The organism is Pseudomonas sp. CHM02 (genome assembly GCF_000612585.1).
Taxonomy (GTDB): Bacteria; Pseudomonadota; Gammaproteobacteria; order Pseudomonadales; family Pseudomonadaceae; genus Aquipseudomonas.
Window position 1 is genome coordinate 1 of sequence record NZ_JFCA01000015.1, and the last position, 25138, is coordinate 25138.

Genomic DNA, 25138 nt, shown 5'->3' on the forward strand with positions numbered 1-25138 from the left:
GTTCTTCCAGCCAGAATTCGGTTGGCCGTTTTAGGGCCGCTTCGCAGCCCAGCGCGGGGCAAGCCCGCTCACTACAGCAACCCGTTCATAACAACCGGGCTGCTCACCACAGGAAAATTGTCGCTACTTGCTGCAAATGACAAGGTTATTTCACAGCTGTGAAAGCTTGTGCGTTGTTGCCAAAAACCGCCTTTTCACCCCGCGCCAACGCCTAGTATCGAGTCCTCGTGCGCCCCCACTCACATGGACTGAAGAATGATCAACCGACCCGAGAAAGCCGTCTCTCCCCGCGTCAGTGAAACCCGTGCGCCGGAACGCATTTTTGATGCGGCGCTGAACAAGGCAAAGACCCTGGCCGCCACCGGGGCCGGCGACAAACAGCTCAAGCCGGACGACTACAAGGAAGTCACCGCCCTGCCCGCCAAGCTGGATATCGACAAGCTCAAGGTGGTGTCCGAAGACAAGGACGCCGGGGTCATCTACTTCGAGCAGGACGGCAGTAAATTCAAAATCACCCGCGAAGGCGCCGAGAACGTCCAGGAAGGCTTCGACCTGCTCAAGGGGCTGCATTTCGGCCATGCCGTGGCACCGGTCAACCAAGGTGGGCCGGATGAGGGCACACCGCTCTACGACCTGTTGCACACCCTGGCCGAAACCCAGGGCACACCGGCCGGCAAGGAAATCCGCGAAGCCCTGGGCAACCCCGATCAACAGCTTTTGCGCGAAGACGACCCGACCGTGCGCCTGGCCAATATCAAGTCGGTGGGCGAAGCCAAGGACGGTGTGGTCAAAGTCACCCTGGAAAACGGCCAGACCCTGGTGATTTCCGAAACACTGACGCCCCAGGCCTTTGCCAGCTACAACAGCGCCGGCGTGACCAAGGAAGCGCTCAACGACGGCAAGGCCAAGGGTTACGAAGCTGTCACCAGCCTGCCCGGCGACCTGGACTTCAGCCAGCTCAAAGTCGTGTCCGAAGACCCCAAGTCCGGGGTGATCCTGTTCGAGCACCAAGGCAAGAAATACATGATCAGCCAGTCCGAGGCCGCCCTGCCGCAGCCGGGCGCGGACTTGAGCAACCCCAACCCCAATGCCGGCAGCAGCCTCTACAACTTCCTGCATGCCGTGCACAAAAGCGAAGGCTCCCAGGCCTTCGACTACATCAAGAACGCCCAGTCCCTGCCCGGCCAGGAACTCCTGCGCAAGGACGAAGCCAGCCTCAAACTGGGCGATATCAGCAAGGTCGATGCGCCCATGGATGGCATCCTGGTGGTCAACCAGGCCGACGGCAAATTGCTGGTGGTGTCCAAGGACATTACCCCGCAAGCCTTCGCCGCCTACACCACCAAGGGCCAGACCCTGGCCGGTATCGAGAAGGCCAAGGGCGATGGCTACAGCCTGGCCGGGCCGGACGCCTACCTGGCGTCCACCGAAGACATCATGAGCGTCGGCGGCGTGGGCGATTACGGCCCCGGCCTGATCGCCTTTACCCAGCACAAGCCGGGCGGTGCCGAGGAAAAAATCGTCGTCAGCGAAGACACCAACCCGCAGATGTTCGAGCAGATCTCGGGCTACCGCACCGACATCGCCCAGCAAACCACCGACGTCGACAAGCTGCGCGCCGACAACGGCCTGCCGCCGCTCAAGGACGTGTCCGTCGACAGCCTGGCCACCACCGAAAAGGATGAAAGCGGCAACTCGTTGTCGGTGCAGGACCTGTCGATGAAAACCCTGGTGGACAGCTATCGCGCCGGGGTCAAGGACGGCAGCATTGGCAAGGACGACCCGCGCGCCAAGTTCCTGCGCGCGGTGGAAGCCAAGAGCATGGCCGACAACGGCATGTCGATCATCCCCGAGCACGGCTTCGGCAACCAGGGCATCGCCACCACGCCCATCGACGTGACCTCGCGGGATGTGCGCGACAACATCTTCGACACCAAGTCCATCGACAAGACCATCGGCGAACTGCTCGGCGACTCGACCATCCAGGCGGATATCAAGGCCAATCACGACGCAGCCCTGGGCAAGGTCGACGGCGGCCAGGCCAAGGTCGACGAGGTCCGCCAGAAACTGGTCGACAGTACCTCCTCGGAGCATTTCACCCAGTACATCAAGGCCCTGCAGGACGACGGCAAGACCGAGCTGGCCACCCAGGAAATCCAGACCGCCTACACCGCCCTCGCCGACATCGACCCGGCCAAGGCTGACAATTTCCTGCAAAACCTGCAGATCGACGGCTACACCGATGCCGTCGAAAAAATGATGGACGACCCGAGCAAGATCAGCGACGACAACACCGCCCTGGCGACCACCGACAACACCCTGGCGATCCTCTCCATGCTCAAGGGCGGCGCCGATGGCCTGCCACGCCAGGCGCTGGGGGTGTATTCCAAGTTCGTCGACCAGTTGCTCAAGGACAAAGGCGCCGCCGCCGACTTCGGCAAGGCGATGATTTCCCTGGGTGACACCTGGCAGAAAAACGGCGTGATCAGCTTCAGCGACATCGAACACGCAGTGAGCAAGGAGATCATGCCGAGCCTCAGCGACGAGAACCGCAGTGCCTTCGTGAAGAACCTGACCTTCCTCAAGGACAACGGCGTGCTGGGGTCTGTGGGCGGCGCCATCGGCATGGGCCGGATCGTCTACCAACTGGCGGGCCAGGGCGGCAAATTGGCGGACACGCCGATGAAGCGCCTGGGGATTGCCAACGACTTCCTGGGCTTCCTTGGCACCGGCTCACACTTCGCGACCCTGGGCCTCAAGGTCTACGACAAGCTGCGGGGCACCAACGCTTACCAGTTGATGGGCTTCGATCGCTCCCTGCCCGACCTGTGGGCCAAGCCCGGCGAGGGTTACCACGCCCTGCCCAAGGACGCCGAGGCGGTGCAGAAGAAGTACTTCGAGATCGTCGACCAGGCCATGGACGACGGCAAGGACGTGGGCAAAGTGCTCAACAGCGGCGGCTGGAGCGATGAAGGCGCGAAGAAGGTCCAGGAAGGCATCGAAAAAGGTATCGCCAGCCGTGGTGGCGTAGCCGGCGCGGGCTTTGGCGCCAAGTTCGCCAGCAGCGCGATCAAGGTGATCGGCATGGCCACCGACGTGGCCGGCGGTGTGATCAGCGTGGTCCAGGCGGCCTTTACCCTGCGTGATGGCGTGCGCGAAAAGGATCCGGTGAAAATCGCCTCCGGCTCGCTGTCCATGGCCGGTGGTGTCAGCAGCCTGGTGGCGGCAGGTGGCGGCGTGCTCACCACCCTCGGTGTCACCGGTCGCATCATTCCGTTCCTGGGGCCCGTGGGGTTCCTGATCTCCGGGGCGCTGTCGTTCGTCGGCGCAATCCTCAGCACCGTGCAGTCACACAAGCTGCACAAGATCTCGATGCAGAACTGGGACCAGATCCAGGACTTCAAGCAGGATGGGTTGCTCAAGCCGAACGGTGATGAAGCCTATGTGTGGCTGCAAACCTACCTGTCCGACTGGGGCCAGCGCGATGCGCCGCAGGACCAGAGCATCTTTGATTTCCGCAAGGAAGAATGGGATGCCCGCTCGAGTATTCGCGGTGGCGATCACCGGCGTGATCACCCGGACTACATTGGCGACGGGAACAATCGCAATTCAGAGGACTATAAGTATTCGCTGAAACCGTCGGAATGGACCAATGACAACCACGACATTATCTGGCGGGTCGGCGACGGTTACGGTGGTGAATACCACGATGTAGACAAGCCCTGAAACCTGATAGACGGGGCCCGGTTTGGGGAACCATCAGTTCCTGTCAAAACCCAACTGCCGGTACAACGTTTTCATATCGTAGTAATCGGTGCTCTTCACGATTTCACCGCCCTCGATCCTGATCACGCAGCAGCCATCGACATTGATGGTCTTGTGCGAGGGGCCATGGCCGAACAGCTCGCCCTCATGGGTTCCCGTCATATGCCACTGGATCGTCCCGCCAGGCTCGCCAAGGCTGATCAAATCACTGATGACCTTGAAATCGGGCAAGGCCTTTCTGATCAGGTCGAAGAAGTTACCCAGCTCGTGCCGTCCTCGCATGATTTGCCCCGCGGCCTTGTCCTCATAGACAGTAGCCTCTGAAAAAATCGCGAGAAATCGTGCCTTGTCGGGGGTAGACCAGCTGTCGGCCCACTCCTGGATCAATTCACGGTGTTGATCTGTCATGTCGAAACTCCTCGGAAAATTGGATAAGTGCAGCGACACCCGTCGGGTTGCCGCTTGCGTCCATCGCCCGTGACAGATACACCTTCAGCTCCTGCTGAGCAGATACTCCCTCCGTACCAACGCGCTATACAAGCGTAGTACGCACGCCGCCTAAATCAATCGTGCCGCCACCAACCAATCCGCCACGGCCTGGAACGAGGCGTCCGGCACCGGGTCTCCGGGCACGGTTTTCCTGGCGATGTCGGCCGCCAGAGCCTTGTCCGGTGCATGCGGAATGCCCAGGTCATACGCCTCCTGCAACATCAACAGTGCTTCCTCCGGCGATGCCCGGCAGACGATCACCGGCACCGGTGTTTCCCCGCGCACATAGCGCACGCCAATTACCCAGCCATCGGTGGTGCCGATCATCATCGAGGCGCGGTTCAAGCCCAGTTTGGTGGCCAGCGCCTGCATTTCGTTGCGCTGGCGCCGGCGCTCGCTCTTGATCAGCGGGTCGCCGTCGATGTCCTTGCGTTCGCGCTTGGTTTCGCTGCGGGTCATCTTCATGTCGCGACCGAACAGCCAGCGCTGCATCATCACGTCCACCGCGCCCACCACAATGAACGCGCAGAGCACGGTGAACACCAGCGGCTTGAGCACCAGGAAGAACGTCGATTCCATGCACTCGGCGCCGCAACGCGACGATTCCATCAATGCCTGCAGCGCATGCTTGCCCACCACGTAGAACGCGATCGCCAGCACATGCACCTTGATCAGTCCCTTGATGAACTCCACCAGGTTGCGCAGGGCGAAGATCTTCTTCATGCCCTCTGCCGGGTTGATGCGCTTGAACTCGGGTTTGATCGGGTCCACCGAGAACACAAAGCCGCGCATGGTGATGATATTGGTCAGGATCACCACGCCTGTAGTCACCGCCATCACCGGCAGGGTGATGCCGATCACCAGCTGTTCGGCGTGGTCGAGCACCCTGGGCCACACCGTCGCGAAGGGTTCGATATAGATCTGCGCAGTGAGGTCGATCAGCGCCGTGACCTGGGCCTTGGCCCGCGGCGCGAGGATCGAGATGCACAGCGTACAGAACAGGATGACCATGCCCGACACCAGGTCCTGGCTCTTGGCAACCTGGCCTTTCTTGCGCGCGTCCTGGAGTTTCTTGTCCGTGGCCGGCTGGGATTTCTCTTCGCTGGTATCGGCCATGGGCTACTCCATGCCTGCCAGGGTCTTGAGCAGTTCGACGGTGCCGCGAAACTCCGCCAGTTGGTCGAGCATCAACGGGATCAGGAAGCCGATGTAGATCACCATCAGGATCGTGAAAAACAGGTTCTTCACCGGCAACGACAGGTCGAAGATGTGCAGGTTCGGCGCCATGCGCGAGAGGTAGGCGAGCATCAGGTCGGTGACCAGCAACGCGATCAGCAACGGCGACACCATCAGCACGCCGACGCGCATGATCTGGTCGAGGATCGACAACACCGCCAGCAACGCCGAGCTGGCGAAGACCGGCGTAAACGAGGTCACCGGCCAGAGCTGGTAGCTGTGGTAATAACCGTCGACCATCAGGATGAACCCGCCGGACATGAAGAACAGCGTGATCAGCATCACCGTGAGCAAGGTCGCCATTACGCTGGACTCCCCGGACGACAACGGGTCCACCAGTTGCGCCATGGTCGAGCCGCGTTGCAGGTCGATCAACTCCCCCGCCACCTCGGCCGCCCAGAACGGAATACCGAACAACAGGCCGATGAGGATGCCGATCAGGAATTCCTTGATCAGCAACCCGGCGATAAACACGCTGCCATGCTCCGGCATCGACGTCAGCGCTTCGAACACCGGGAAGAACATCGGGATGGAAATCGCCACGGCCACGCAGCCGCGAATCATCCCGGTGAGGCCCAGGCGGTTGAACGCCGGGGTGATCACCACCACGCCCATGGCGCGGCAGGCGGCGAGCGAGGCGGAGCTGATCACCGGGTAGGCGACTTCCAGGAACTGCGCGGTCAGGCTGGCATCCATGGGTGGTCAGCGCGTCCACATCGGGAAGTTATCCAGCACTTGGCCGCCGAGTTCCGCCACTTGCCCGGCGAGTACCGGCCCCAGGAACACGATGGTCAGCAACACCGCCACCAGCTTCACCACCTGGGGCAGGGTCTGGTCCTGGATCTGCGTCAGCGCCTGGAACAGCCCCACGCTCAACCCCACGATAATCGCCACCCCCAGCGCCGGCGCGGAGAGCATCAACACCGTCATCAGTGCCTGTTTCATCAACGATAAAAACACATCCTGGCCCATCACCCACCCTCTCTCTGCCCCCCTGCAGGAGCCGGCTTGCCGGCGATGGCGGCCTTGAGTATTGCAGTGTTCTCAAGGGCCTCATCGCCGGCAAGCCGGCGCCTACAAGGGTCAGCCGTAACTCAGAATCAAACCGTGCATCAGGCGCGACCAGCCGCTCAGGGACACGAATAAAAAGATCTTCAGCGGTATGGATATCAGGTTCGGCGAGACCATCGACATGCCCATGGCCATCAGCACGTTGGACACCAGCAGGTCCACCACCAGGAACGGGATATAGAGCAAAAAGCCGATCTCGAACGCACGGGTCAGCTCCGAGCTGACAAACGCCGGAATCAGCACCACCAGGTCATCGTCACGCAGATCGGCACGCGCCTCCGGCGACCAGATGGTCTCGGTGGCCTGCACGAAAAAGCCGCGCTCGGATTCATTCGCGAACCGCGAGAGATGGGCCTGCAACGGCGGACGCAAGGCATCACCCAGGTCCTTGAGTTGCTCCACATGCTCGATGTTGAGGTCGCGGCCCTCCACCTGCCGGTACATGTCGCCAATCAGCGGCGTGGTCACGTACACCGAGAGGATCAGCGCAATGCCGTACAGCACCAGGTTAGGTGGGGTCTGTTGCACGCCGAGGGCGTTGCGGATCAGGAACAGCACCACCGAGATCTTCATGAAACCGGTAAGCGTCACCACCGCCAACGGGATCAGCCCGATCGTGGCAACGACCAGGATGATCTCGATCAGGTTCGGCTGATAACCGGTCATGGGGTGGCGAAACTCAGCAGGCGCACGCCCAGGCCGTCACCGATTTTCACCAGTTGGCCCTGGCCGACGCGGCGGCCGTTGACCAGCAGGTCGACGCTGTCCACGCCCGGCGTGTTGAGCTGCAACAGGCTGCCTGCGCCCAGCTCGCGCAATTGCGCCAGGGTCAGTTCCAGGCTGCCCACCTGGCATACCAGTTTCAACGGCAAGTCATCCAGCGCCGTGGCGGCATCAACATCGGTCATGGTGTTCTCCGGTTCCAGAAAGGGGGCTTTCAAGGCTTCCTGCAGGCGCAGGACTTCGCCCTGGTATTGGCAGCGGGCTTGCATCCGGCCGTCGAGGTCGAGCAGCAGGCCGGGGCCTTGTTCCAGCATCAGCACATCGCCGGGACGCAAGCTGTGCAGTTCGCCGAGGCTCAGCCACTGCCGCCCCGCCACCACCGTCAGGGTCTGGTGCAGGGCTGGCAACGGGTCAGGTTCGACCCGGCCGTATTGCGCCAGCAACTGCGCCACCCACACGGCGGCGCTTTCGCTCAGATCGAGTTGGGCGCTCACCGCAGGCTGGTTGCCGAAGGTCAGCTCCAGCGCCATCTGCACGGCAAATACGTTCTCGCCCTCGCTGGTTTCGAGCAGTTGCACCGGATGACCGAGCAACGGCTCCAGGGTCTCGATCAGGTCGAGCACCGCCAGTTCCAGCAATAAGGAACGCGGCAACGCGGGCAGGTGCTGCACATCGAACGGCAACCCCAGCGGCAACAACAGTTGCTCCAGCGCAGCCGCTGACAAACGCAGGCGTACCGGGGCGCGGCCGAGCACCAGCAGCACGTCACGCGGTGCAGCCAGGGCTTGGGGCTCAGCGGCCCAGCTCACACGCAGTTCCTGCCCGGCGCAACGGCCTTGCCAGGGGCGGCGGCGGCGGTGCAACTGGTTATGCAGGGCCAGCAACGCCGGGTCGTAGTGGGTCAGCCACGGCGACAGTGGGTCGGCAAGGGCTGCGATCATGTGCCGGTGCCTTCATCACGCAGTTCGCCAAGGCGGCGCTCATCGCTTTCGCGGCCTTCCAGCAGGCTTTGCCAGGCGTCGGACTGACGCTGGCGGCTCAGGCGTTCCTGACGGAAAAGATCGCGCTCGCGCTCCTGGCTTTGCAAGGTGGTGGACACGTGGGTGACGTCGTTTTCCAGTTGCTGCTGGTCATCCGACAGGCCGCGCAAACGGTCCTGGGCGGCCTGCCAACTGGCCACCGACAAGCCTTCGATCAGCGAGGCATACACCTGGCGTGCCTCCTCGGCGATGGCTTCGCGGTGCAGGCGCAATTGCTCCTTGGCGTCGGTCAACACGCCGTGGGTGTGCTCGCAGCGCTGTTGCTGCGCAGCCAGTTGGCTCGCGGCCCTTTGCTCACGCAAGACCCGCAAGGATTGCAGGGTGCGCAGTTGTTCGGTTTTCATTCGGTTGTCTCCATTTTCATGCCAAAACACATCGAGGAACCCATGAAGATCCAATGTGGGAGCTGGCTTGCCGGCGATGACGGTCTACCCATCACAGACGTCGCTGACTGCCCCACCGCCATCGCCGGCAAGCCAGCTCCTACACGTACCCACGATGCGAAGCGAGCCGCTCTTGATCTTGCTCTTGCTCTTGCTCTTGCCTTTGATCTTGCTGTTGATCTGAGGCGCCCCGTAAAACCACGCTGGCCGAACGCAGGCTTGAATCCGTGGGTAACCCGGCAGGACGCCGGGTTAGCCGCCCCGCGCCATGGATGGCGCGTGGCGGCGGCCCACGGATTCAAGCCGGAGTGAGGGCATGCCGAGCCTAAGCGAGGCACCGAGTGGTGGGGCGAGGACCTTTTGGTTACTTTTGGGTCCTTCCAAAAGTGACCCGCTGTAAGAGCGGAACCATAAGTCGCCGTTACCGCAGCAATGGATATGTCCCCCCATAGACCGCCATCGCCGGCAAGCCAGCTCCTACAAAAACCAGCATATGCATCCAACTTCATGCCAACACCTGCCGCATGCGGATCAGGGTCTGCTCCAGACTGCTCGGTTCATCAGCGTTCTGACGCAAGAAGGCTTCGATGGCCGCGTGGCGGTTGATCGCTTCGTCGGCCAGGGGGTCGCTGCCGGCGGAGTATTCGCCGACACGGATCAGCATTTCGATCTCGCCATAACGCGCCATCAGTTCGCGGATGCGCATCGCCAGGTGTTTGTGTTCCTCACCGGCAACCTGCTCCATCAAACGGCTGCGGCTGCGCAAGACATCCACCGCCGGGAAGTAGTTGCGCTGGGCCAGTTCGGCGCTCAGGGCGATATGCCCGTCAAGGATCGAACGGGCTTCCTCGGCCACCGGATCACTGGCGGCATCGCCCTCGGTGAGCACCGTATACAGCGCAGTGATGCTGCCGGTGGGACCGGGCCCCGCGCGTTCCAGCAGGCGCGGCAAGGCCGAGAAAAACGAAGGCGGATAACCGCGTCGGGTCGGCGGTTCGCCCACGGCCAGGCCGATCTCGCGCTGGGCACGGGCGAAGCGGGTCAGGCTGTCCATCAACAGCAACACGTTGCGGCCTTGGTCGCGGTGGTATTCGGCCAGGGTGGTGGCGACAAACGCCGCACGCACCCGTTCGGCGGCCGGCCGATCCGAGGTGGCGACCACCGCCACCGCACGCGCACGGGCCTGGGCGTCGAGTTGCACATCCAGCAGCTCGCGCACTTCCCTGCCCCGCTCGCCGATCAGGCCGATCACGATCACATCCGCTTCACTGTTGCGAATGATGCTGGCAAGCAACGACGACTTGCCCACGCCAGGTTCACCGAAGATCCCCATGCGCTGGCCCTGGGCCAGGGTCAGCAGGCCATCGATGGAGCGAATGCCCAGCGCCATCGAGCGCACGATCAATTGCCGGGAAAACGGTGCTGGGGGTTCGGCGTGCAGCGGGTAATGCTGCAAGGCCACGGTCGGTGGCAGTCCGTCGCCGTCGAGGAAATCGCCCATGGGGCTGATCACTCGGCCCAGTTGCGCATCACCGACCGCCACGCCAAGGGTCTCGCCAGTGGCAGTGATTTGGGTGCGGGTGGACAGCCCCTCCATGGAGCCAATCGGCGACAGGATCGCCTCGTCACCGTCAAAGCCGATCACCTCGGCACTCAGGCTGCGGGCGCTGCCGGGGTCGCGCAGTTGGCACAGCTCGCCGATGCTCGCCCCGGCGACACTGGCACGCAGCAGCACACCGCGAATGCTCAACACCGTGCCGTGCATGGGTCGCAGGCGGGCCTGGGCCAGGCGCCCGGAAAGGCGTGGCAGCAACTGGTCCAGGTTCATGCCACGCCCTCTTCGGCGAAAGGCAACAGGCTGCGCCGCAGGTTTTGCAATTGGGCTTCGAGCCCCAACTCCACCGAACCGGCCGGGCTGTTCAGGCGTGCCTGGCCGGCGTGCAACTGTTCATCTGCATCCACCGCAATCGCCAGCCCTTCCAGCGTGAGACGCTGGCGCAACGCATCGACTTCCGCCGGCGGCACCCACAGAGTCAACGCCTGGTCCTGGCGGAACGCGCTCAAGGCCTGACGGGTACTGCGCACCACGCGGTCGGCATTGTCCAGTTCACCCAGCACTTCGCGCACGATGCCCAGGGCCAGGTCGGCCAGGGACGCTTCCAGGCTGCTCAAGTAGTGCTGCACCTGGGACTGGGTCTGCAGCAGCAGTTGCGCCACCTGTTCGGCGCCGGCTTGCCGGGCGCTTTCAAAACCTTCGGCGCGGGCGCTGCTCAGCCATTGCTCGCTGTCGGTCTTGATCTGTTCGGCCTCTGCCTTGGCCGCCTGCAGGAAGGCAAAACCGTCGCTCCACAACGCGGCGTCTTCGGCGCGCAGGATGCGGGCGGTGGGACGACTCGGCAATTCACTCATGGCGTAATCTCCTCGGCCAGCAGGCACGCGGCAGCGGCCTGGACGATTTCCAGGTCACGGGGCACCCGGGCGCCATGGCCCTGGGGGAAGGCAAACCGCAAACGCAGCCAGCCTTGCCAGTCGGCATGCTGGGCATGCAGCCACGCGGCGACACAGCCCTGGCCGTCGCGGTCGATGGCCTCGATCAACTCGCCGGGTTCACGCAGCAGATCCGCCGCGCCGCCAAGTTGGCGCAAGGCCAGGGCTGAAACAAAGACTTCTGCGCCGAGACCTTCGCGCAACTCATTGACCACCTCGCGACGGATCTCCCGGCTCAGGGTCGACGCATGCCAGATCGCCCCGCACAACCTTGGCAAGTGGGCAAACTGTAGTGGCGACAGCAACAGCACCGGCAAGTCGGCCGCCACGGGCGTGGTCAATTGATCCATGGGGGCCAATTGGTAATGGCTGACCAGCAGCTGTTCCAGGCGCTGGCGGAAGCGCGGCTGAGCCTGCATCGCCTGCAACACCGCCTCCGGCAAGTCATCGGCAAAACATCCGACCAGGCTGGACCCGCGCACGAACTGCAAGGGTTCGGCGACAAGCCCCTGCCAACGCTCGAACAGACTCATTCACCCTCCTTGAGCACATACAACGCCTGGGACTGACGGCGCGTCCACTGCTGACGCGCCAGCACCCCCAGGGCACCGAGTGCGATCAACAGCAACGCACCAAACATCAGCCGTGCCTGTGCCAGGTTGTCTTCCAGCAGCCACAGGCCCATGAAGCGTGCCAGGCGCGGTTGCGCCGGGTTCTGGCTGATGGCGACGGCGGCCTTGATGGCGGTCACTGAGACACCGTCGTAGCTCAGCCCGGAAATGCCGTTGGCGACCAGGGTCTTGATCTGCGGGATCAGCGTATTGATGTCAGTGCCTGGGTCGTAGCGCACCAGCACCGAGGCCGACGACGGCGAGATCACGCGCTTGAGCAAGTCGTTGTCCGGCAGCACCACGTGCACACGGGCGGCGACGATGCCGTCGATCTGCGACACCGAGTGCGACAGTTCTTCGCTCAACGCATAGATCATCTGCGCCCGCTCCTGCACCGGGGACGACACCAGGCCGTTGCCCTTGAACACCTCGCCCATGTTGGAGAAGCTCTGCTGCGGCAGGCCGGCGTTGTCGAGCAGGGTCATGGCTTCGGCAAAGCGTGACTCATCGACCACCACCTTGAGTTGGCCGTTGTCCTGGGCCTTGCGTTCTGCCGGAATGCCACCGCGCAACAGCACCGCGACCATGGCGTTGGCGTCACGTTCGCTGAGGTTGGTGTAGAGGTCGGTGTTGCACGCTTGCAACAGGCAGGCGAGCAGGCCGATCAGCAGCAGGCGCAGGGCGCGGTTTGGGCTTGGCATACGGTTATTGACCCTTGAGCAAGGTGTTGGCGGACCCGGAAATCTGCGTCGCACCGCGCACCACCATCTGGGTTTCGATGGAGTAATCGAACATCTTGCCCAGGGAGTGGACGATCTGGTCGACCTGTTGCTCGCCAACCTTTTTCCCCGGTTCGGCGCCTGGAGAGACACTGGCCGTTCGAATCTCCGTCGAGGCCGGCGGCGGCGCCGACGGGTTGTTGGTGAGCAGGTCGGCGCGCTCGGAAAACGCCCGCGTGCGGTCGATGAAACTGTTCATCCGCTCCATCAGGCCCGAGCCGATCTGGTGCGGGCTGGCGCCTTCGGGCATGCCCTTGGCGGTGTTGGCCATGTGCTCGAACAGGTTCTGCGAGGCCCCGGCGGGCCCCGCGCCGGCAGACGGCGGCAACGCCGAAGCGCCAGCGGCGAGACTGATAGTCATAGGGGCTTCCTACTCTTCGTCGTCATCGGACATGGCGTCGTTCAGCAGTTCCTGCATCTTCGGCATGATGATGAACTGACCGCCGATGGTGACCGCCTGGGTGATCAACGCATCGGTGAACTCGGGGTCATCGGCTTCGGTGGGTTTTTCGGACGCCTTGGCGTTATCCACCGCGGCATTGAACTTGGCTTCAGGGCTGGCGCCACCAGGGGCGAGATTGCTGTCTACGGCCGTTACGGACATGGTGCTGCTCCTTTACTGGGTTGGGGTTTCGGTACTGACTTGCGCGCCACGGAACACCCGCACACCGCGCTCGCGCACCACCGGAGTGGCCACGACCCTGGGTTGCAGGTGATCGACATGTTGTTGCACCAGCGCCAGGTACGGCGGAGGTCCGGACACGAACACTTCATCGCCCTCGGGACCGTTGCGCATGGACAGTTGCTGGCCGAACACGTCGAGGTTGCCGAGGTAGGCCTGCAGCTGGTCCAGGTCAAGGGCGCTGGCCTTGAACAGCTTGGTGCTGATTTCGTCACTGGTGTTGAGGTACAGCAGGTTGCCGTCGAAGTACCAGGTGAGGCCGTTGGTGCTGCACAGTGCCTGCAGGAATTCCCCGGCGGTGGCCGCGCGAAGGGTGCTGCGGGCCTTGCCACGGACCTTGTCGGAGAGCACCAGCGGCACGTCGAGGTTGTGCCCGAATTCTTCCAGGGCGCTACGTACATCCTGGTCGACCAGCACGTAGGCGTACGGCTGGGAGAACCACGCGGGCTCTTCGGCGGCGTGAGCAAAACTGGCGCTGAACAGGCATAGGACAGCCAGCAAAAATATGCTTACATGGCGTCCGCCTTCGCCAGACGAGTTGTGACGATGTCCAAGAATTTTCTGCTCGCCAGTACCCTGTTGCTGGCCGCCTGCTCCAGCAAGCCCGCGACCGATTCCGACAAGTCCCTGCAACTGGCCGATGACCTGAGCAAGCGCGGCGACTACGCCAGTGCGGCGGCACTGTACGAGCGTGCCGCACAGCAACCCAGTGCCGGCATCGAGTTGTGGCTCAAGCTCGGCAAGGCCAGGCTCGACGCCAAGGACGCGCCGGGCGCCGAGCGCGCCTACCAACAGGCCCTGGGTTTCGACGTACGCAATGCCGACGCCCTGCTCGGCCTGGGTACCGCGCAATTGCAGTTGGGCAAGACCCAGCGCGCTGTCACCGCCCTCGGACAGGCCGCCGATATCAGCGGCTTGCCAGTCGCCTACACCCGCCTGGGTGTTGCGCAGATCCTCAACGGCCAGGCCGGTGCGGCGCAAAGCGCTTTCGCCAAGAGCCTGAGCCTCAAGCCCGACGACCTCGACAACCGTTGCAACCTGGCCCTGGCTTACGCGCTGGGCGGGCAGTCGCAGCAGGCGTTGGACACCATCGCCCCGGTCGCCCAGTCGCCCCGCGCCTTGCCGAGGCATCAGCGTAATGAGTTGTTGGTGATGGTGCTGGCCGGATATGAGCAGCGGGTGGCTGGCTTGCCGCTGGATGACATTCCGGCTGCCGAGCGGGAGCGGTTGGTGAGTGAGGCCAAGCGTATCAAGGCCATCAGTGATCCGGTGGCGCAGGCTCGCGAACTGGGGCTGGTTGACCCGCGTTGAGCCTGTGATGGGTGGGTTTTGTGTGCTGATCGGGCTCACTGTGGTGAGCCGGCTTACTGTGGTGAGCGGGCTTGTTGTGGTGAGCGGGCTTGCCCCCGCGCTGGGCTGCGCAGCAGCCCCAGTTGAATTCATCGCGCACCTGCAGACGGTCATCAGCGCCTGGTTTTGGGGCTGCTTCGCAGCCCAGCGCGGGGCAAGCCCGCTCACCACAGAAAGCCTGTTCACCACAACAAGCCCGCTCACGACAGTAAGCCTGTTCACCACAACAAGCCTGTTCACCACAGAAAGCCTGTTCACCACAGGAGGGCCATTCACCACAGTCGTAGGTGTGATCTTCAAGGGTCATTGCTTACCCCCTGCCGCTTCGGCCTTGGCTTCTTGCTGATCCTTGCGCCGCTGCAATTGCTCGCGGTCGAAACCTTCGATGTACACCTGCGCCGCGCGGCCTACGGGCGCAGCCATCACCGGGCCGGTCGTGCGGCCTTGGGTCAGGTCCTGCTTGCGCTCGACCATCTGCATCAGGTTCAAGTTATTCGCACAGCCCAATGCAAGGGTCGGCTTGAAGTCTTCGCCCAGGCCGATGGTATCCGTCGCAGGAGGTTGCTGGCATTGGGTCGGCAAGCCATCGGCGCGGTACTCGGACGAGTAGTATGTCGGCGCCAAGTGGGTCTGGCAGCCCATCAGCGCCAGGGGCAACAGCATCAATACGCGCAAAGCAGTCATGGCAGTCCCCCTGATCAATTCATGTAGAAACCGAACGCCCCGCCGCTGCGCGGTCCGGTGGCCGCGGCGGTAGCCGGTTGTGCGTCCAGGGGCGTGGCAAGGGTGCGACCACGCACCGGCTCCACCAGGTAAGGCGTAATGAGGATCACCAGCTCGGTCTCATTGCGCTGGAAGCGTTTGGAGCGGAACAGGTTGCCGAGGATCGGCAGGTCGCCCAACAGCGGCAGTTTCTCGATGTCCTGGCTGCTCTCGCGCTGGAACAAGCCGGCGATGGCGAAGGTCTGCCCGCTGCCGACTTCCACCCGTGTATCGGCGCGCCGCACGCTGAAGGACGGCACATGGAAGTTGCCGAAATCCACGGTGCCGCCACTGACCACGCTGCTGACTTCCGGGCGTACTTGCAGGGCGATGCGACCGTTGGGCAGCAAGGTGGGGTTGAACAACAGCGACACGCCGAACGACTTGTATTCGATACCCACCAGGTCACGGTTGACCGGTACCGGGATCGCCACTTCACCACCGGCCAGGAAGCTGGCGGTCTGGCCGGTCATGGCGGTGATATTCGGTTCGGCAAGGATCTGCAGCACGCCGTTGGCCTGCAATGCGTCGAGCATGCCGTCGATATTCACATTGCCCGAGCCGGCACTCGCAGCCGCCAGGCCACCCGCCGTGGCGGCTGCCAAGGGGCCACCGGTGATCAGGCCGAAAGAGAACGTGCCGTTATTGAACATGGCGTTCCAGTTCACGCCGTAGTGCAGCAGTTCCGAACGGGACACTTCGGCAAAACGCACCCGCAGGTTCACTTGGGCGGAGCCTGCGTACTCGGTGCTGTTGATCGCGCTCTGGAAACCCTGGCCCTGGGGATTGAGCAAGGCATTCAGGTCCGTCGCTTCCGCCACCGAACCCAGGGTGCCCTTGGCGATCAGGCGGTTGCCGGCACCGCTGATCTGCGCGCCGTTGCCGGGGTGCAGGTCCTGCATCGGCGTGGTCACCGCCTGGCTGCCACTGCTGACGACCAGGGTCAGGCTCGCCAGCTGTTTGCCGTCACTGCCCAAGGCGATGAGGCTGGTATTGCCCGGCGCCTTGCCGAAGATATAGATCGTACCCGGCGACACCACTTGCAGGTCAGCCACATTGGGCTCGGCCACCAGCACCGAATCCACCGGCGCGACAAAATGCAGAATCCGCCCCTCCCCCGAGGACAAGGCGATAGAGCCGCCGGCTCCGGCAGCAATGTCCTGCGCCTGGCTCACACACGAAAAAACACTCAGCAACAGCACACAAAAACGCATCATGAGGCAGACGCCAGGGCAGTGACGGAAGCCGCGGCAGGCGCGCGGCGGTTGGAAATCTCGGTGAGGCTGATGGTCACCAGCGCTTGCAGGTTGTATTCGGTGGCCAGCTCGCGGAACGACAACACCGCCAGCTCCAGCTCGCCACGCAACACCAGGCGGCGCAGGCTGCGGCGCAGCTCGGGGTGCACCAGCAACACCGCGCTATTGACCTCGCGGGTGTTGTCACAGGCCTGACGCAGTTGAGCGAGCAAGGCGCGGCTGACTTCTTCGGGGATCAATTCGCGCTGTGGCTCCTGGCGCCGCAAGGACGCACGCAATTGGTCTTCGAGACCTGGCGCCAGCACCAGCGCGCCGATCACCCGGTTGCGGTCGGCGTACTGATGGCTGATCTGCCGCGCCAGCGCTGCGCGCAAGTGTTCGGCCAGGCGTCCGGCGTCGGTTTCGCGGGCGCCCCACTCCACCATGGCTTCGAGCAAGGCACGCTGGTTGCGGATCGACACACCTTCGCCGACCAGCAAGCGCAGGGTTTCGGCTACCCGCTGCAGCGGCACCAGGCGCAGGGCTTCCTTGACCAGTTCGCCGTAGGTCGCTTCGGTGCGCTCCAGCAGCAGGCGGGTTTCCTGGATGCCGAGGAAGTCGGCGGCATAGCGGCGCAGACTGCGTTCCAGCACGCCGCGCAAGACTTCGTCGGGCAGCAGGAAACCGATACCGGCGTTGCGCAGGACATCTTCGTGCTGACGCTCGATCCAGTGTGCGCTGCGGCCATTGAGCGGCGAATCGGCCTGCACCGTGGCAATGTCCAGCAATTGCACATGCACCGGGTCGTCCTGCAACAGCAGGCAGTTGATCGGCAGCTCGCCTTCGCTGACCGGCACGCCTTCCAGGGACACGCGGAAACTGCCCGGGGTGGCCTTGGCTTCCATGTAGATGCCCGGCACCGGCACGTCCACGCCGAGGTCGGTGCGCAGGTCGTGGCACAACGCTTCGACGCGCTGGCGCAGCAGTTGGCGCGGCGCACTCTGGGACACGCCGCTGCCGATGGTCAGCAACACGCGGGTATCGGGCAGCAGGTTGTCGTCCAGTTCGGCCTGCACTTCGACCACCGGCTCCGGTACCTCGACCAGCGCCTCCTGCTCAGGTTGGCGGTGATGCCGGCGATACATCATCAACGCCGCCCCGCCAAACACCAGGGACAACCCGAGGAACACCCAGGTGGGGAAACCCGGCAACAGGCTCACGCCAATCATGATCAATGCGGTCAAGCCCAGCGCGCGATAGCTGGCGCCCAGTTGCTTGATGATCTCGCTGCCCAGGTCCCCGGCTTCGCCGTCGCTGTTGACGCGGGTGACCACGGTGCCCGCCGCCACCGAAATCAGCAGCGCCGGAATCTGTGCAATCAGGCCGTCACCCACGGTCAACAACGAGTAGGTGTGCACCGCCACGCCAAAGGGCATGTCGCGCTCGATCATGCCGATCAGCATGCCGCCGAGCAGGTTGACCGCCAGGATCACCAGGCCGGCGATGGCATCGCCTTTGACAAACTTCATGGCGCCGTCCATCGCGCCGAACATCTGGCTCTCACGCTCCAGGCGCGAGCGGCGGCGGCGCGCTTCGGACTGGTCGATATCGCCGTTGCGCAGGTCGTTGTCGATGCTCATCTGCTTGCCGGGCATCGCGTCCAGGGTGAAGCGCGCGGCCACTTCCGCCACGCGCTCGGCGCCCTTGGTAATGACCACGAACTGCGCCACGGTAATGATCAGGAACACCACCATGCCCACCACCACTTGGCCTGCGATCACGAAGTCGCCGAAGGCCTTGACGATATGGCCGGCGTCGCCGTGCAGCAGGATCAAGCGCGTGGTGGTGATCGACAGTGACAGGCGAAACAGCGTGCTGAGCAGGATCAGCGGCGGCAGCGCGGAGAACTCCACCGAGTGGCCGATGTAGAACGCCACGATCAGGATCAGGATGCTCAGGGCGATGTTGAGGCCGATCAGCGCATCCACCAGATAGGTGGGCAGCGGGATGATCATCATCACAATCGCCATCAACATGAAGGCGACGATGATCACGTCGGTGCGCTGTGCAGCCAGGCGCGCCAGGTTGTTCAGGCGGTTGAGTGCACTCATGCGCCGGCCCTGCGTGCGGCCAGGTAGCGTTTGAAGCACTGGCGCGCTTCGTCCTTGCGCTCGCCGTACCACAAGGCGCGGGCGCGCAGCAACAACAGGCTGGCGGACTCGCCCTCCAGCGCCACCAGGCGGTCCAGGGCGCCGAGGGCGCGGGTCGGGTCGCCGCTGTCGGTGAAGGCCAGCACCAGCGAGCGCAGCAGCACGCCATCGTCGGGCGCGACGTTGACCGCGATCAGCAACATCACCAGGGCGCGCTGGGACTGGCCGTTGCGCCGGTACAGTTCGCCAATGCCCTTGAGCAGTTGCACGGCGTCGTCGTTATCGCGGGCCATCAGGCATGGACCTCCGAGCGTTGCTGTTCGAGGGTGCGGCGCATCTCGATTTCTTCGCCGATCAGTTCGACGGCCAGTTCCTTGATATGCGGTTCGGCGTCCAGGCTCGGCAGGATGTGTTCCATCACATGCTCCAGCAGCTCCAGGGAACGGGCGCTGCCGAACAGCAGCGAGTCAACGCCGGCGGCGCTGGTGAGTTCTTCCAGGTCACTGCGCAGGGAACGGCGAGTCTGGGTCTTGCGGGTCTTGAGCACCGCTTCGAAGGCGGTAGCCTGGCGCGAATTGACCGGGCGCACGGCTTCGACCGGCGCACTGCGTACGTCACTGGGGATCAACGGGCGGGGTTCGACTTTCATGAAAGGACTCGCAGAAACACTGTAGGAGCGAGCTGGCTCGCGAAGGTCGTGAACGATGACGCGGGTTGCCTGGAGGAACGCGCTGGCTGGGCGGTTTTCGCGAGCAAGCTCGCGCCGACAAGGGAGCGCTGGTTTTTCATAGGGTGAAGGTGAAGCGCTCCTCGCCACGGGCGAGGATGACTTGGTTGTTTTCGATGCGCTCCAGCACCCAGTTGTCCGCCAGCGCTGCGCCGGGGTACAGGCGTTTGCCGCTGTCGTTGATCACATAGGGGTGGGTGCCGAACCACACGGCCTGGAAGCGCACGCGTGGCGCCGCCGCGTCGGCCCGCACGGCAACGCGCGGGTTGAGCACGATCTGCTGGCCGTAACGCTGGTCGAAGGCTTGCTGCAAGGCCAGCCACTGCGGTTTCTGCGACTGTTCAAAAGTGCCGGTGGCGCTGAGTTGTCCGTTGCTGTTGGTGACCTTCACGGTATCCAGGTGAGCAGCTTGCAGTTGCTGCTCCAACCAGGCCTTGGCTTGCTCGCGGGAAGACGGTGTTTTCACCGGTGCAACGTCGACAGCGGCGGTTGCGGGCAGCCGTGGTGCTTCGCTACGCACCGCCAGCGCCCCCGCACAAATAAACAGCAGGACGAACGCGACAATCCAAGGGGTTAATTTGCGTGGCGCGTCCGACACTTTCTCAGTGCCTGCAGGCAAGGCCAGGCTCACGCCCGCCGTGCCGATGCGCAACTGCAACGGCAGTCGCGCGCGGTGGCCGCTGCCATGGGGAATTCGCACGTTGCCGGCCAGCAGCACATCACCGCCCAATGCTTCGACCGCCACCTGGCCGCCGTCAAAACGCAAGCGCAGGTGCAGGCCGGCAATGCCGGGATCACTGAGTACCAGGTCGGCAGCCAGGTCGGCGCCGAGGGTGTAGACGGGCTGGTCGAGCACCAGGGAACTGCCCTGATGCAAACCACCGGTCACCGTCAGGGTCGGTGCGCCAGTAGCGGCGACCGGCCCCAGGGAAATCAGGGCTGTCATAGTCGGGTTTGCCCCCTTGAGCATGTGCAACGGGGTCAAGAATCAGGATAAAACGGGCCTGGAGGTAAACGGGCAGCGCCGGCGCCGCCCGTTTGGCGAATCAGTTCTGCGGACGCTGTTTGGTGGCGTCGAGCTCCGCTTTTTTCGCGGTGCTGATTTCAGTGATCTTGGCCGACTTCTCGATAGCCATGTTGAAGGTCGCTTCCATCTTCGCGATAGCGTCGTCGGCGCCGCCTGCTTTTACTGGTGGGACATCAGCCATGTTCATCTCCTTGCATCGATAGGGAAGTTATTCAGTTGCGCAACAGCAAGCTGAAAGTATGCAAACCGGTGAATGCCCAAAACGTCAGACAGTGAGCCTTCGAACCGCCGTTGGTTTGCATGGGACCCATACTACTCACGATCAAAACGCCTTCGCTGTGAAAGCTTGTGAAACGTTTCAGAGGCGCGGTGTGAAAGGTTTGGCTCAACCTGGCGTTGAAAAAAACTCATCGCCGGTGAGGCATGGAACTTTTATTAAAAAACAAAAACACGCTGCAGGCCCCGTTTTACGGGCACTCTTTAGCCATCACCAGAAAGGAGCCGAACAATAAGCGGCGATTCACGCGACCAGAACAGGGAAGCTTCGCAGGTATTTTCTCGACGACTTCACATTTTTCACTAATAGCCTTTTGCCCAACTTTGCAGATATTTCAGTTTGTAACAGAAGCGACTTAATGATCGCGTTTGATAGCTCGTCCCAAGCGGCCTTATTGCTTGGTGACCAACTTTCTTTCGCGCCTGTTAGTGCAACTGCACTAATAACCAAAGGACTAGTTCGCAGGCGGGCTTAATATGAAACTTCCAGGTGATCTATGACCGACATGAATTATTCACCCAGAACGCTCCTCGAAGACGACGGTTGCACAGGGATTCACTTCGGCCCTTATCGACTGCTGCCCCAGCGCCATCAACTGCTCAAGCATGGGCAGCCGGTGAACCTGGGCAACCGTGCCCTGACCCTGCTGATTGCCCTCGCCTCACGGCCCGGCGAATTGCTGCAGAAAACCGAACTGCTCGACATCGCCTGGCCGAAACTGGTGGTGGAGGAATGCAACCTGCGCACGCAGATCAAGACTCTGCGCCGCGCCCTGAATGACGATGACGGGCTCTATATCGCCACGGCGCCGGGCCTGGGTTATCGCTTCGTGGCGCCGACCTGGTTCGAACGGGCACCGAAACCGGTGGTGAAGGCGCCGGTGGTGTTGGGTGTGTACGGCTGCCGCCATTGTCGCGGCGCGGGAATGATGCCGCTGTTTGCACAGATGGGTATGCAGAACAGCTGATAGCCTGAGGTTATTCCGTTGGAAAAATATGTTTTTTCCAACGGAATGTTTGGCGCGGCCCAACCGTTGTCATTCCTGAAACTGCCCAACCCCCCTAACCTTCAGGAACGTTTTTATGAATCGCTCTCTTATGCTCGGCCTGCTCAGTGTCCTCGCGGTCGGTTCCGCCCAAGCCGCGTCACTGCAAGTTCCGGTCAACCTGGTGAGTGCCGATGGCGCACCCCAGCCGGTCGGCAGTGTGACCATCAGCGAATCGGCCTATGGCCTGATCTTCACCCCCGACCTCAAGTCCCTGCCAATGGGCGTGCACGGTTTTCACATCCATGAAAACGGCAGCTGTGAAGCCGGTGTGAAAGACGGTGTGAAAGTCGCGGCGCTGGCTGCCGGCGGGCACTTTGACCCGGAAAAAACCGGCAAGCACTTGGGCCCTTACGCCGACGGTCATCTGGGTGACCTGCCTGCACTGTACGTGAACATGGACGGCACCTCGAACAACCCGGTACTGGCGCCCCGCCTGAAAACCCTGGCGCAGATCAAGGGCCACGCACTGATGATCCACGCCGGTGGCGACAACCACTCCGACATGCCCAAGCCCCTGGGCGGTGGCGGCGAGCGTGTGGCCTGCGGCGTGATCTAAAGGCCAGCACCCTCAAATGTGGACGGCTGTGGTGAGCGGGGCTTGGCTCACCACGGCAAGACCGCTCCCATCGTTCAGATTTTCGTTGCTGGGAAAACCGCACCCAGGTCCAAATGCCCATCCTTGATCGGCGGGCACCAGTAGTACCCCCCGGTCAAGGGGGTACTGATGCGATACAACCCATCAACAATCCCATCTTCCAGCCCACTCATGCGGCGCAGTTGTGCTTCGAACGCATCGAACGAATGGCCAAACGCGAGGAACATCAACCCCGCCTGACCGTTCTCGGCCCACGGCATCGAGCGGCGTACCACGAAGGCTTCCGGGGTGAAGCTCTCCTGAGCGGTGCGTTTGGTGTGCGCGGACTCGGGGGCGTCGTCGAGTTCTTCATTGTCGCCATGACGGCGGCCGATGATGTGGTCGCGCTCCTGTGCAGGCAAGGCGGCGAAGCCGTCGAGGTCGTGCTGCCATTGCTGGATCGCGGCAAAGCTGGCGCCGCTGTCGGTCAGGGCGGCGTCAACCGCTGCGTCGTCGTGGGGGTTTTCGGTGCCATCTTCGTAGTCGGTGAGGTCGAAGCCGGTCTTGTAGCGGAAACCTTCGGTCATCTGCACCAGGCGAAACGCCGGAGCCAGGGCCTTTTCCACAGCGCGGCTGCGCAACAGCAATTCGCCGCGGTCCTCACCGTGCAACCACACCCACAGCGCCTGCTGGGTGGACGGGTTATGCGCGCCCGGCCCGCTGACCGCGGGGAATGTGCGCAGGCCTTCAATGCGGGCGCCCAGTGCGGTAACCAGCGGCTCGCCAAACCCGACCACTGCCGCCGAATCGGTCAACTGCACCAGCGCATCCAGCGCAGCGGGCACGGCTGCCAGGGTATCCACGGCAAAAAACAGATGGCGTGCCTGCAACGGCACCGGTGCGGCAAGAATGCCCGGCTGGTAGTGACTCATGTGAACTCCTTCAAGAAAGCCGCGCAGTTTAACCTTCAGGCGCAGCGCAGCGAACAAGAAAGCGCGCAAGCCTTGCCATAGAGCCTGTTGTTGGGTGACTCTCTAGTCATGTTTTGCAACTATTCCAGGGGTAGCGACATGACCACCAGCAACCTGCTCGCCCAGCTGTTTCCCGTCTCCGCCGCCGCGATTCCCGAGCAGTTCCAACTCGGAGCGCCCATTGAACAGCGTGATTACCTGGTCGACGGCCAGTTGCAGGTCTGGAACGGACCCCTGGCCCAGGTTCTCAGCCCGGTACAGTTGGGCGATGAACGCGTGCATATCGGCAGCACACCGCTGCTGGATGCCGACACTGCCCTTACCGCCCTCGACGCCGCCGTGCGCGCCTATGACCGTGGCCAGGGCGAATGGCCGACGATGCGCGTGGCCGATCGCATCCAGCATGTCGAAGCGTTCCTGCGGCGCATGCGTGAACAGCGCGATGCGGTGGTCAAGTTGCTGATGTGGGAGATCGGCAAGAACCTCAAGGACTCGCAGAAAGAATTCGACCGCACCTGCGACTACATCACCGACACCATCAATGCCCTCAAAGAGCTGGACCGCCGTTCCAGCCGCTTCGAGCTGGAACAGGACACCCTCGGCCAGATCCGCCGCGTCCCACTGGGCGTGGCATTGTGCATGGGGCCCTACAACTACCCGCTGAACGAAACCTTCACCACGCTGATCCCGGCGTTGATCATGGGCAACACCGTGGTGTTCAAGCCGGCCAAGCTCGGCGTGCTGTTGATCCGCCCGTTGCTGGAGGCGTTCCGCGACAGCTTCCCGGCCGGGGTGATCAACGTGATCTATGGCAGCGGCCGCGAAACCGTCAGCGCGCTGATGGCCAGCGGCAAGATCGATATCTTTGCGTTTATCGGCACCAACAAGGCCGCCAGCGATCTGAAAAAGCTGCACCCGAAACCACACCGCCTGCGTGCGGCGCTGGGCCTGGATGCGAAAAACCCCGGCATCGTGCTGCCGGAGGTGGACCTGGACAATGCGGTCAGTGAAGCCGTCACCGGCGCCTTGTCGTTCAACGGCCAGCGTTGCACCGCGTTGAAAATCCTGTTCGTGCATGAAGACGTCGTCGACAGCTTTATCGACAAATTCAATAAGAAGGTGGCCACGCTCAAACCCGGCATGCCGTGGGAAGACGGCGTGGCGCTGACGCCATTGCCCGAGGTCGGCAAAGTCGATTACCTCAACAGCCTGGTCGCCGATGCCGCGCAACACGGCGCCAAGGTGGTGAATGAGCACGGTGGTGAAAGCCGCGGGTCGTTCTTCTACCCGGCGGTGCTGTACCCGGTGAACCCGCAGATGCGCGTGTACCACGAGGAACAGTTCGGCCCGGTGGTGCCAATCGTGCCTTACCGTGACCTGGAGACGGTCATCGAGTACGTGCTGGACTCGGACTTTGGCCAGCAACTGAGCCTCTTCGGCACCAACGCCGTGGAAGTCGGGCGCCTGGTGGACGCCTTCGCCAACCAGGTCGGGCGTATCAACATCAACGCGCAGTGCCAGCGCGGCCCGGACACCTTCCCCTTCAACGGACGCAAGAACTCGGCCGAGGGCACGCTGTCGGTGCATGACGCGTTGCGCGTGTTCTCGATCCGCACGTTGGTGGCGACCAAGTTCCAGGAGAGCAACAAGGCGCTGGTCAGCGACATCCTGCGCAACCGTGACTCGAGCTTCCTGACTACCGACTACATTTTCTAAGAACGGCGCCAAACACATGGTGGGAGCGGGCTTGC

The 25138-nt window shown here is 62.9% G+C and carries 28 protein-coding genes; 6 read left to right on the forward strand and 22 right to left on the reverse strand.

What is annotated here, in order from left to right:
* The first annotated feature begins 255 nt into the window (after positions 1-255).
* Positions 256-3726, forward strand: a complete 3471-nt coding sequence (locus tag BM70_RS0110055) for a hypothetical protein (protein WP_025855895.1) — start codon at positions 256-258, stop codon at positions 3724-3726.
* Between the two features lie 33 nt (positions 3727-3759).
* Here the strand turns inward: BM70_RS0110055 and BM70_RS31835 are convergent, their stop codons facing one another.
* The 14 genes from BM70_RS31835 to BM70_RS0110130 all read right to left on the reverse strand — a co-directional run bounded on the left by BM70_RS31835 (position 3760) and on the right by BM70_RS0110130 (position 13764).
* Positions 3760-4173, reverse strand: coding sequence for an ester cyclase (locus tag BM70_RS31835; protein WP_025855896.1), 414 nt, complete (start codon positions 4171-4173; stop codon positions 3760-3762).
* 150 nt (positions 4174-4323) lie between these two features.
* Positions 4324-5370 (reverse strand): EscU/YscU/HrcU family type III secretion system export apparatus switch protein, encoded by a 1047-nt coding sequence (locus BM70_RS0110065; protein WP_025855897.1) that lies wholly within the window; start codon positions 5368-5370, stop codon positions 4324-4326.
* 3 nt (positions 5371-5373) lie between these two features.
* Positions 5374-6186, reverse strand: coding sequence for a type III secretion system export apparatus subunit SctT (gene sctT / locus BM70_RS0110070; RefSeq protein ID WP_025855898.1), 813 nt, complete (start codon positions 6184-6186; stop codon positions 5374-5376).
* A gap of 6 nt (positions 6187-6192) precedes the next feature.
* Positions 6193-6462 (reverse strand): EscS/YscS/HrcS family type III secretion system export apparatus protein, encoded by a 270-nt coding sequence (locus BM70_RS31170; protein ID WP_016969171.1) that lies wholly within the window; start codon positions 6460-6462, stop codon positions 6193-6195.
* 111 nt (positions 6463-6573) lie between these two features.
* Complete coding sequence (gene sctR, locus BM70_RS0110080; RefSeq protein WP_025855900.1) at positions 6574-7227, reverse strand: type III secretion system export apparatus subunit SctR; 654 nt, start codon at positions 7225-7227, stop codon at positions 6574-6576.
* A complete protein-coding gene (sctQ, locus tag BM70_RS0110085; protein ID WP_025855901.1) occupies positions 7224-8225 on the reverse strand; it encodes a type III secretion system cytoplasmic ring protein SctQ in 1002 nt (333 codons plus the stop codon). The genes sctR and sctQ overlap by 4 nt, the downstream gene beginning before the upstream one ends.
* Positions 8222-8668: a hypothetical protein gene (locus BM70_RS0110090; protein ID WP_025855902.1), complete on the reverse strand. Its 447-nt coding sequence runs from the start codon at positions 8666-8668 to the stop codon at positions 8222-8224. Before BM70_RS0110090 ends, sctQ begins: the two co-directional genes overlap by 4 nt.
* Before the next feature lie 544 nt (positions 8669-9212).
* On the reverse strand, positions 9213-10535 hold the full coding sequence (locus tag BM70_RS0110100) for a FliI/YscN family ATPase (protein ID WP_025855903.1): 1323 nt from the start codon (positions 10533-10535) through the stop codon (positions 9213-9215).
* Positions 10532-11116, reverse strand: coding sequence for a FliH/SctL family protein (locus BM70_RS0110105; RefSeq protein WP_025855904.1), 585 nt, complete (start codon positions 11114-11116; stop codon positions 10532-10534). The genes BM70_RS0110100 and BM70_RS0110105 overlap by 4 nt, the downstream gene beginning before the upstream one ends.
* A complete protein-coding gene (locus BM70_RS0110110) occupies positions 11113-11727 on the reverse strand; it encodes a hypothetical protein (RefSeq protein WP_025855905.1) in 615 nt (204 codons plus the stop codon). Before BM70_RS0110110 ends, BM70_RS0110105 begins: the two co-directional genes overlap by 4 nt.
* Positions 11724-12506 carry a type III secretion system inner membrane ring lipoprotein SctJ gene (gene sctJ, locus BM70_RS0110115; RefSeq protein ID WP_025855906.1) on the reverse strand — a complete coding sequence of 261 codons (783 nt, stop codon included), beginning with the start codon at positions 12504-12506 and terminating at the stop codon, positions 11724-11726. Before sctJ ends, BM70_RS0110110 begins: the two co-directional genes overlap by 4 nt.
* A gap of 4 nt (positions 12507-12510) precedes the next feature.
* Positions 12511-12945 (reverse strand): hypothetical protein, encoded by a 435-nt coding sequence (locus tag BM70_RS0110120; protein WP_025855907.1) that lies wholly within the window; start codon positions 12943-12945, stop codon positions 12511-12513.
* 9 nt (positions 12946-12954) lie between these two features.
* Positions 12955-13188 carry a hypothetical protein gene (locus tag BM70_RS0110125; RefSeq protein ID WP_025855908.1) on the reverse strand — a complete coding sequence of 78 codons (234 nt, stop codon included), beginning with the start codon at positions 13186-13188 and terminating at the stop codon, positions 12955-12957.
* A gap of 12 nt (positions 13189-13200) precedes the next feature.
* On the reverse strand, positions 13201-13764 hold the full coding sequence (locus BM70_RS0110130) for a hypothetical protein (RefSeq protein WP_025855909.1): 564 nt from the start codon (positions 13762-13764) through the stop codon (positions 13201-13203).
* Between the two features lie 48 nt (positions 13765-13812).
* On the opposite strand from BM70_RS0110130, the gene BM70_RS0110135 reads away from it, so the two are divergent.
* Together BM70_RS0110135 and BM70_RS33055 are read left to right on the forward strand one after the other, a co-directional pair.
* Positions 13813-14577 (forward strand): tetratricopeptide repeat protein, encoded by a 765-nt coding sequence (locus tag BM70_RS0110135; protein ID WP_025855910.1) that lies wholly within the window; start codon positions 13813-13815, stop codon positions 14575-14577.
* A gap of 22 nt (positions 14578-14599) precedes the next feature.
* Positions 14600-14962 (forward strand): hypothetical protein, encoded by a 363-nt coding sequence (locus BM70_RS33055; RefSeq protein WP_155952144.1) that lies wholly within the window; start codon positions 14600-14602, stop codon positions 14960-14962.
* Here the strand turns inward: BM70_RS33055 and BM70_RS0110140 are convergent.
* From BM70_RS0110140 to BM70_RS33320, 7 genes are all read right to left on the reverse strand, one after another.
* Positions 14920-15300 (reverse strand): hypothetical protein, encoded by a 381-nt coding sequence (locus BM70_RS0110140; RefSeq protein ID WP_043274202.1) that lies wholly within the window; start codon positions 15298-15300, stop codon positions 14920-14922. The genes BM70_RS33055 and BM70_RS0110140 overlap by 43 nt on opposite strands.
* A gap of 14 nt (positions 15301-15314) precedes the next feature.
* Positions 15315-16595, reverse strand: coding sequence for a type II and III secretion system protein family protein (locus tag BM70_RS0110145; protein ID WP_025855913.1), 1281 nt, complete (start codon positions 16593-16595; stop codon positions 15315-15317).
* Complete coding sequence (gene sctV / locus BM70_RS0110150) at positions 16592-18724, reverse strand: type III secretion system export apparatus subunit SctV (protein ID WP_025855914.1); 2133 nt, start codon at positions 18722-18724, stop codon at positions 16592-16594. Before sctV ends, BM70_RS0110145 begins: the two co-directional genes overlap by 4 nt.
* Positions 18721-19056 (reverse strand): tetratricopeptide repeat protein, encoded by a 336-nt coding sequence (locus BM70_RS0110155; protein WP_025855915.1) that lies wholly within the window; start codon positions 19054-19056, stop codon positions 18721-18723. The genes sctV and BM70_RS0110155 overlap by 4 nt, the downstream gene beginning before the upstream one ends.
* Complete coding sequence (locus BM70_RS0110160; RefSeq protein ID WP_025855916.1) at positions 19056-19412, reverse strand: hypothetical protein; 357 nt, start codon at positions 19410-19412, stop codon at positions 19056-19058. The genes BM70_RS0110155 and BM70_RS0110160 overlap by 1 nt, the downstream gene beginning before the upstream one ends.
* Positions 19413-19548: 136 nt before the next feature.
* Complete coding sequence (locus BM70_RS0110165) at positions 19549-20436, reverse strand: FHA domain-containing protein (protein ID WP_025855917.1); 888 nt, start codon at positions 20434-20436, stop codon at positions 19549-19551.
* A gap of 100 nt (positions 20437-20536) precedes the next feature.
* Positions 20537-20698 carry a hypothetical protein gene (locus BM70_RS33320; protein ID WP_016969018.1) on the reverse strand — a complete coding sequence of 54 codons (162 nt, stop codon included), beginning with the start codon at positions 20696-20698 and terminating at the stop codon, positions 20537-20539.
* A gap of 601 nt (positions 20699-21299) precedes the next feature.
* Here BM70_RS33320 and BM70_RS0110180 point away from each other — a divergent pair.
* Together BM70_RS0110180 and sodC are read left to right on the forward strand one after the other, a co-directional pair.
* Positions 21300-21761 carry a winged helix-turn-helix domain-containing protein gene (locus BM70_RS0110180; protein WP_025855918.1) on the forward strand — a complete coding sequence of 154 codons (462 nt, stop codon included), beginning with the start codon at positions 21300-21302 and terminating at the stop codon, positions 21759-21761.
* A 115-nt stretch (positions 21762-21876) separates the two neighbouring features.
* The gene (gene sodC / locus BM70_RS0110185) at positions 21877-22398 is read left to right on the forward strand and encodes a superoxide dismutase family protein (RefSeq protein ID WP_025855919.1); all 522 of its coding nucleotides are present in this window, start codon (positions 21877-21879) and stop codon (positions 22396-22398) included.
* A 74-nt stretch (positions 22399-22472) separates the two neighbouring features.
* On the opposite strand, the gene BM70_RS0110190 is transcribed toward sodC, so the two are convergent.
* The gene (locus BM70_RS0110190) at positions 22473-23348 is read right to left on the reverse strand and encodes a Dyp-type peroxidase (protein ID WP_025855920.1); all 876 of its coding nucleotides are present in this window, start codon (positions 23346-23348) and stop codon (positions 22473-22475) included.
* Positions 23349-23486: 138 nt separating this feature from the next.
* Between BM70_RS0110190 and BM70_RS0110200 the strand changes: the two genes are divergently transcribed.
* Positions 23487-25103, forward strand: coding sequence for an NADP-dependent glyceraldehyde-3-phosphate dehydrogenase (locus tag BM70_RS0110200; protein ID WP_025855921.1), 1617 nt, complete (start codon positions 23487-23489; stop codon positions 25101-25103).
* The last annotated feature ends 35 nt before the right edge of the window (positions 25104-25138 follow it).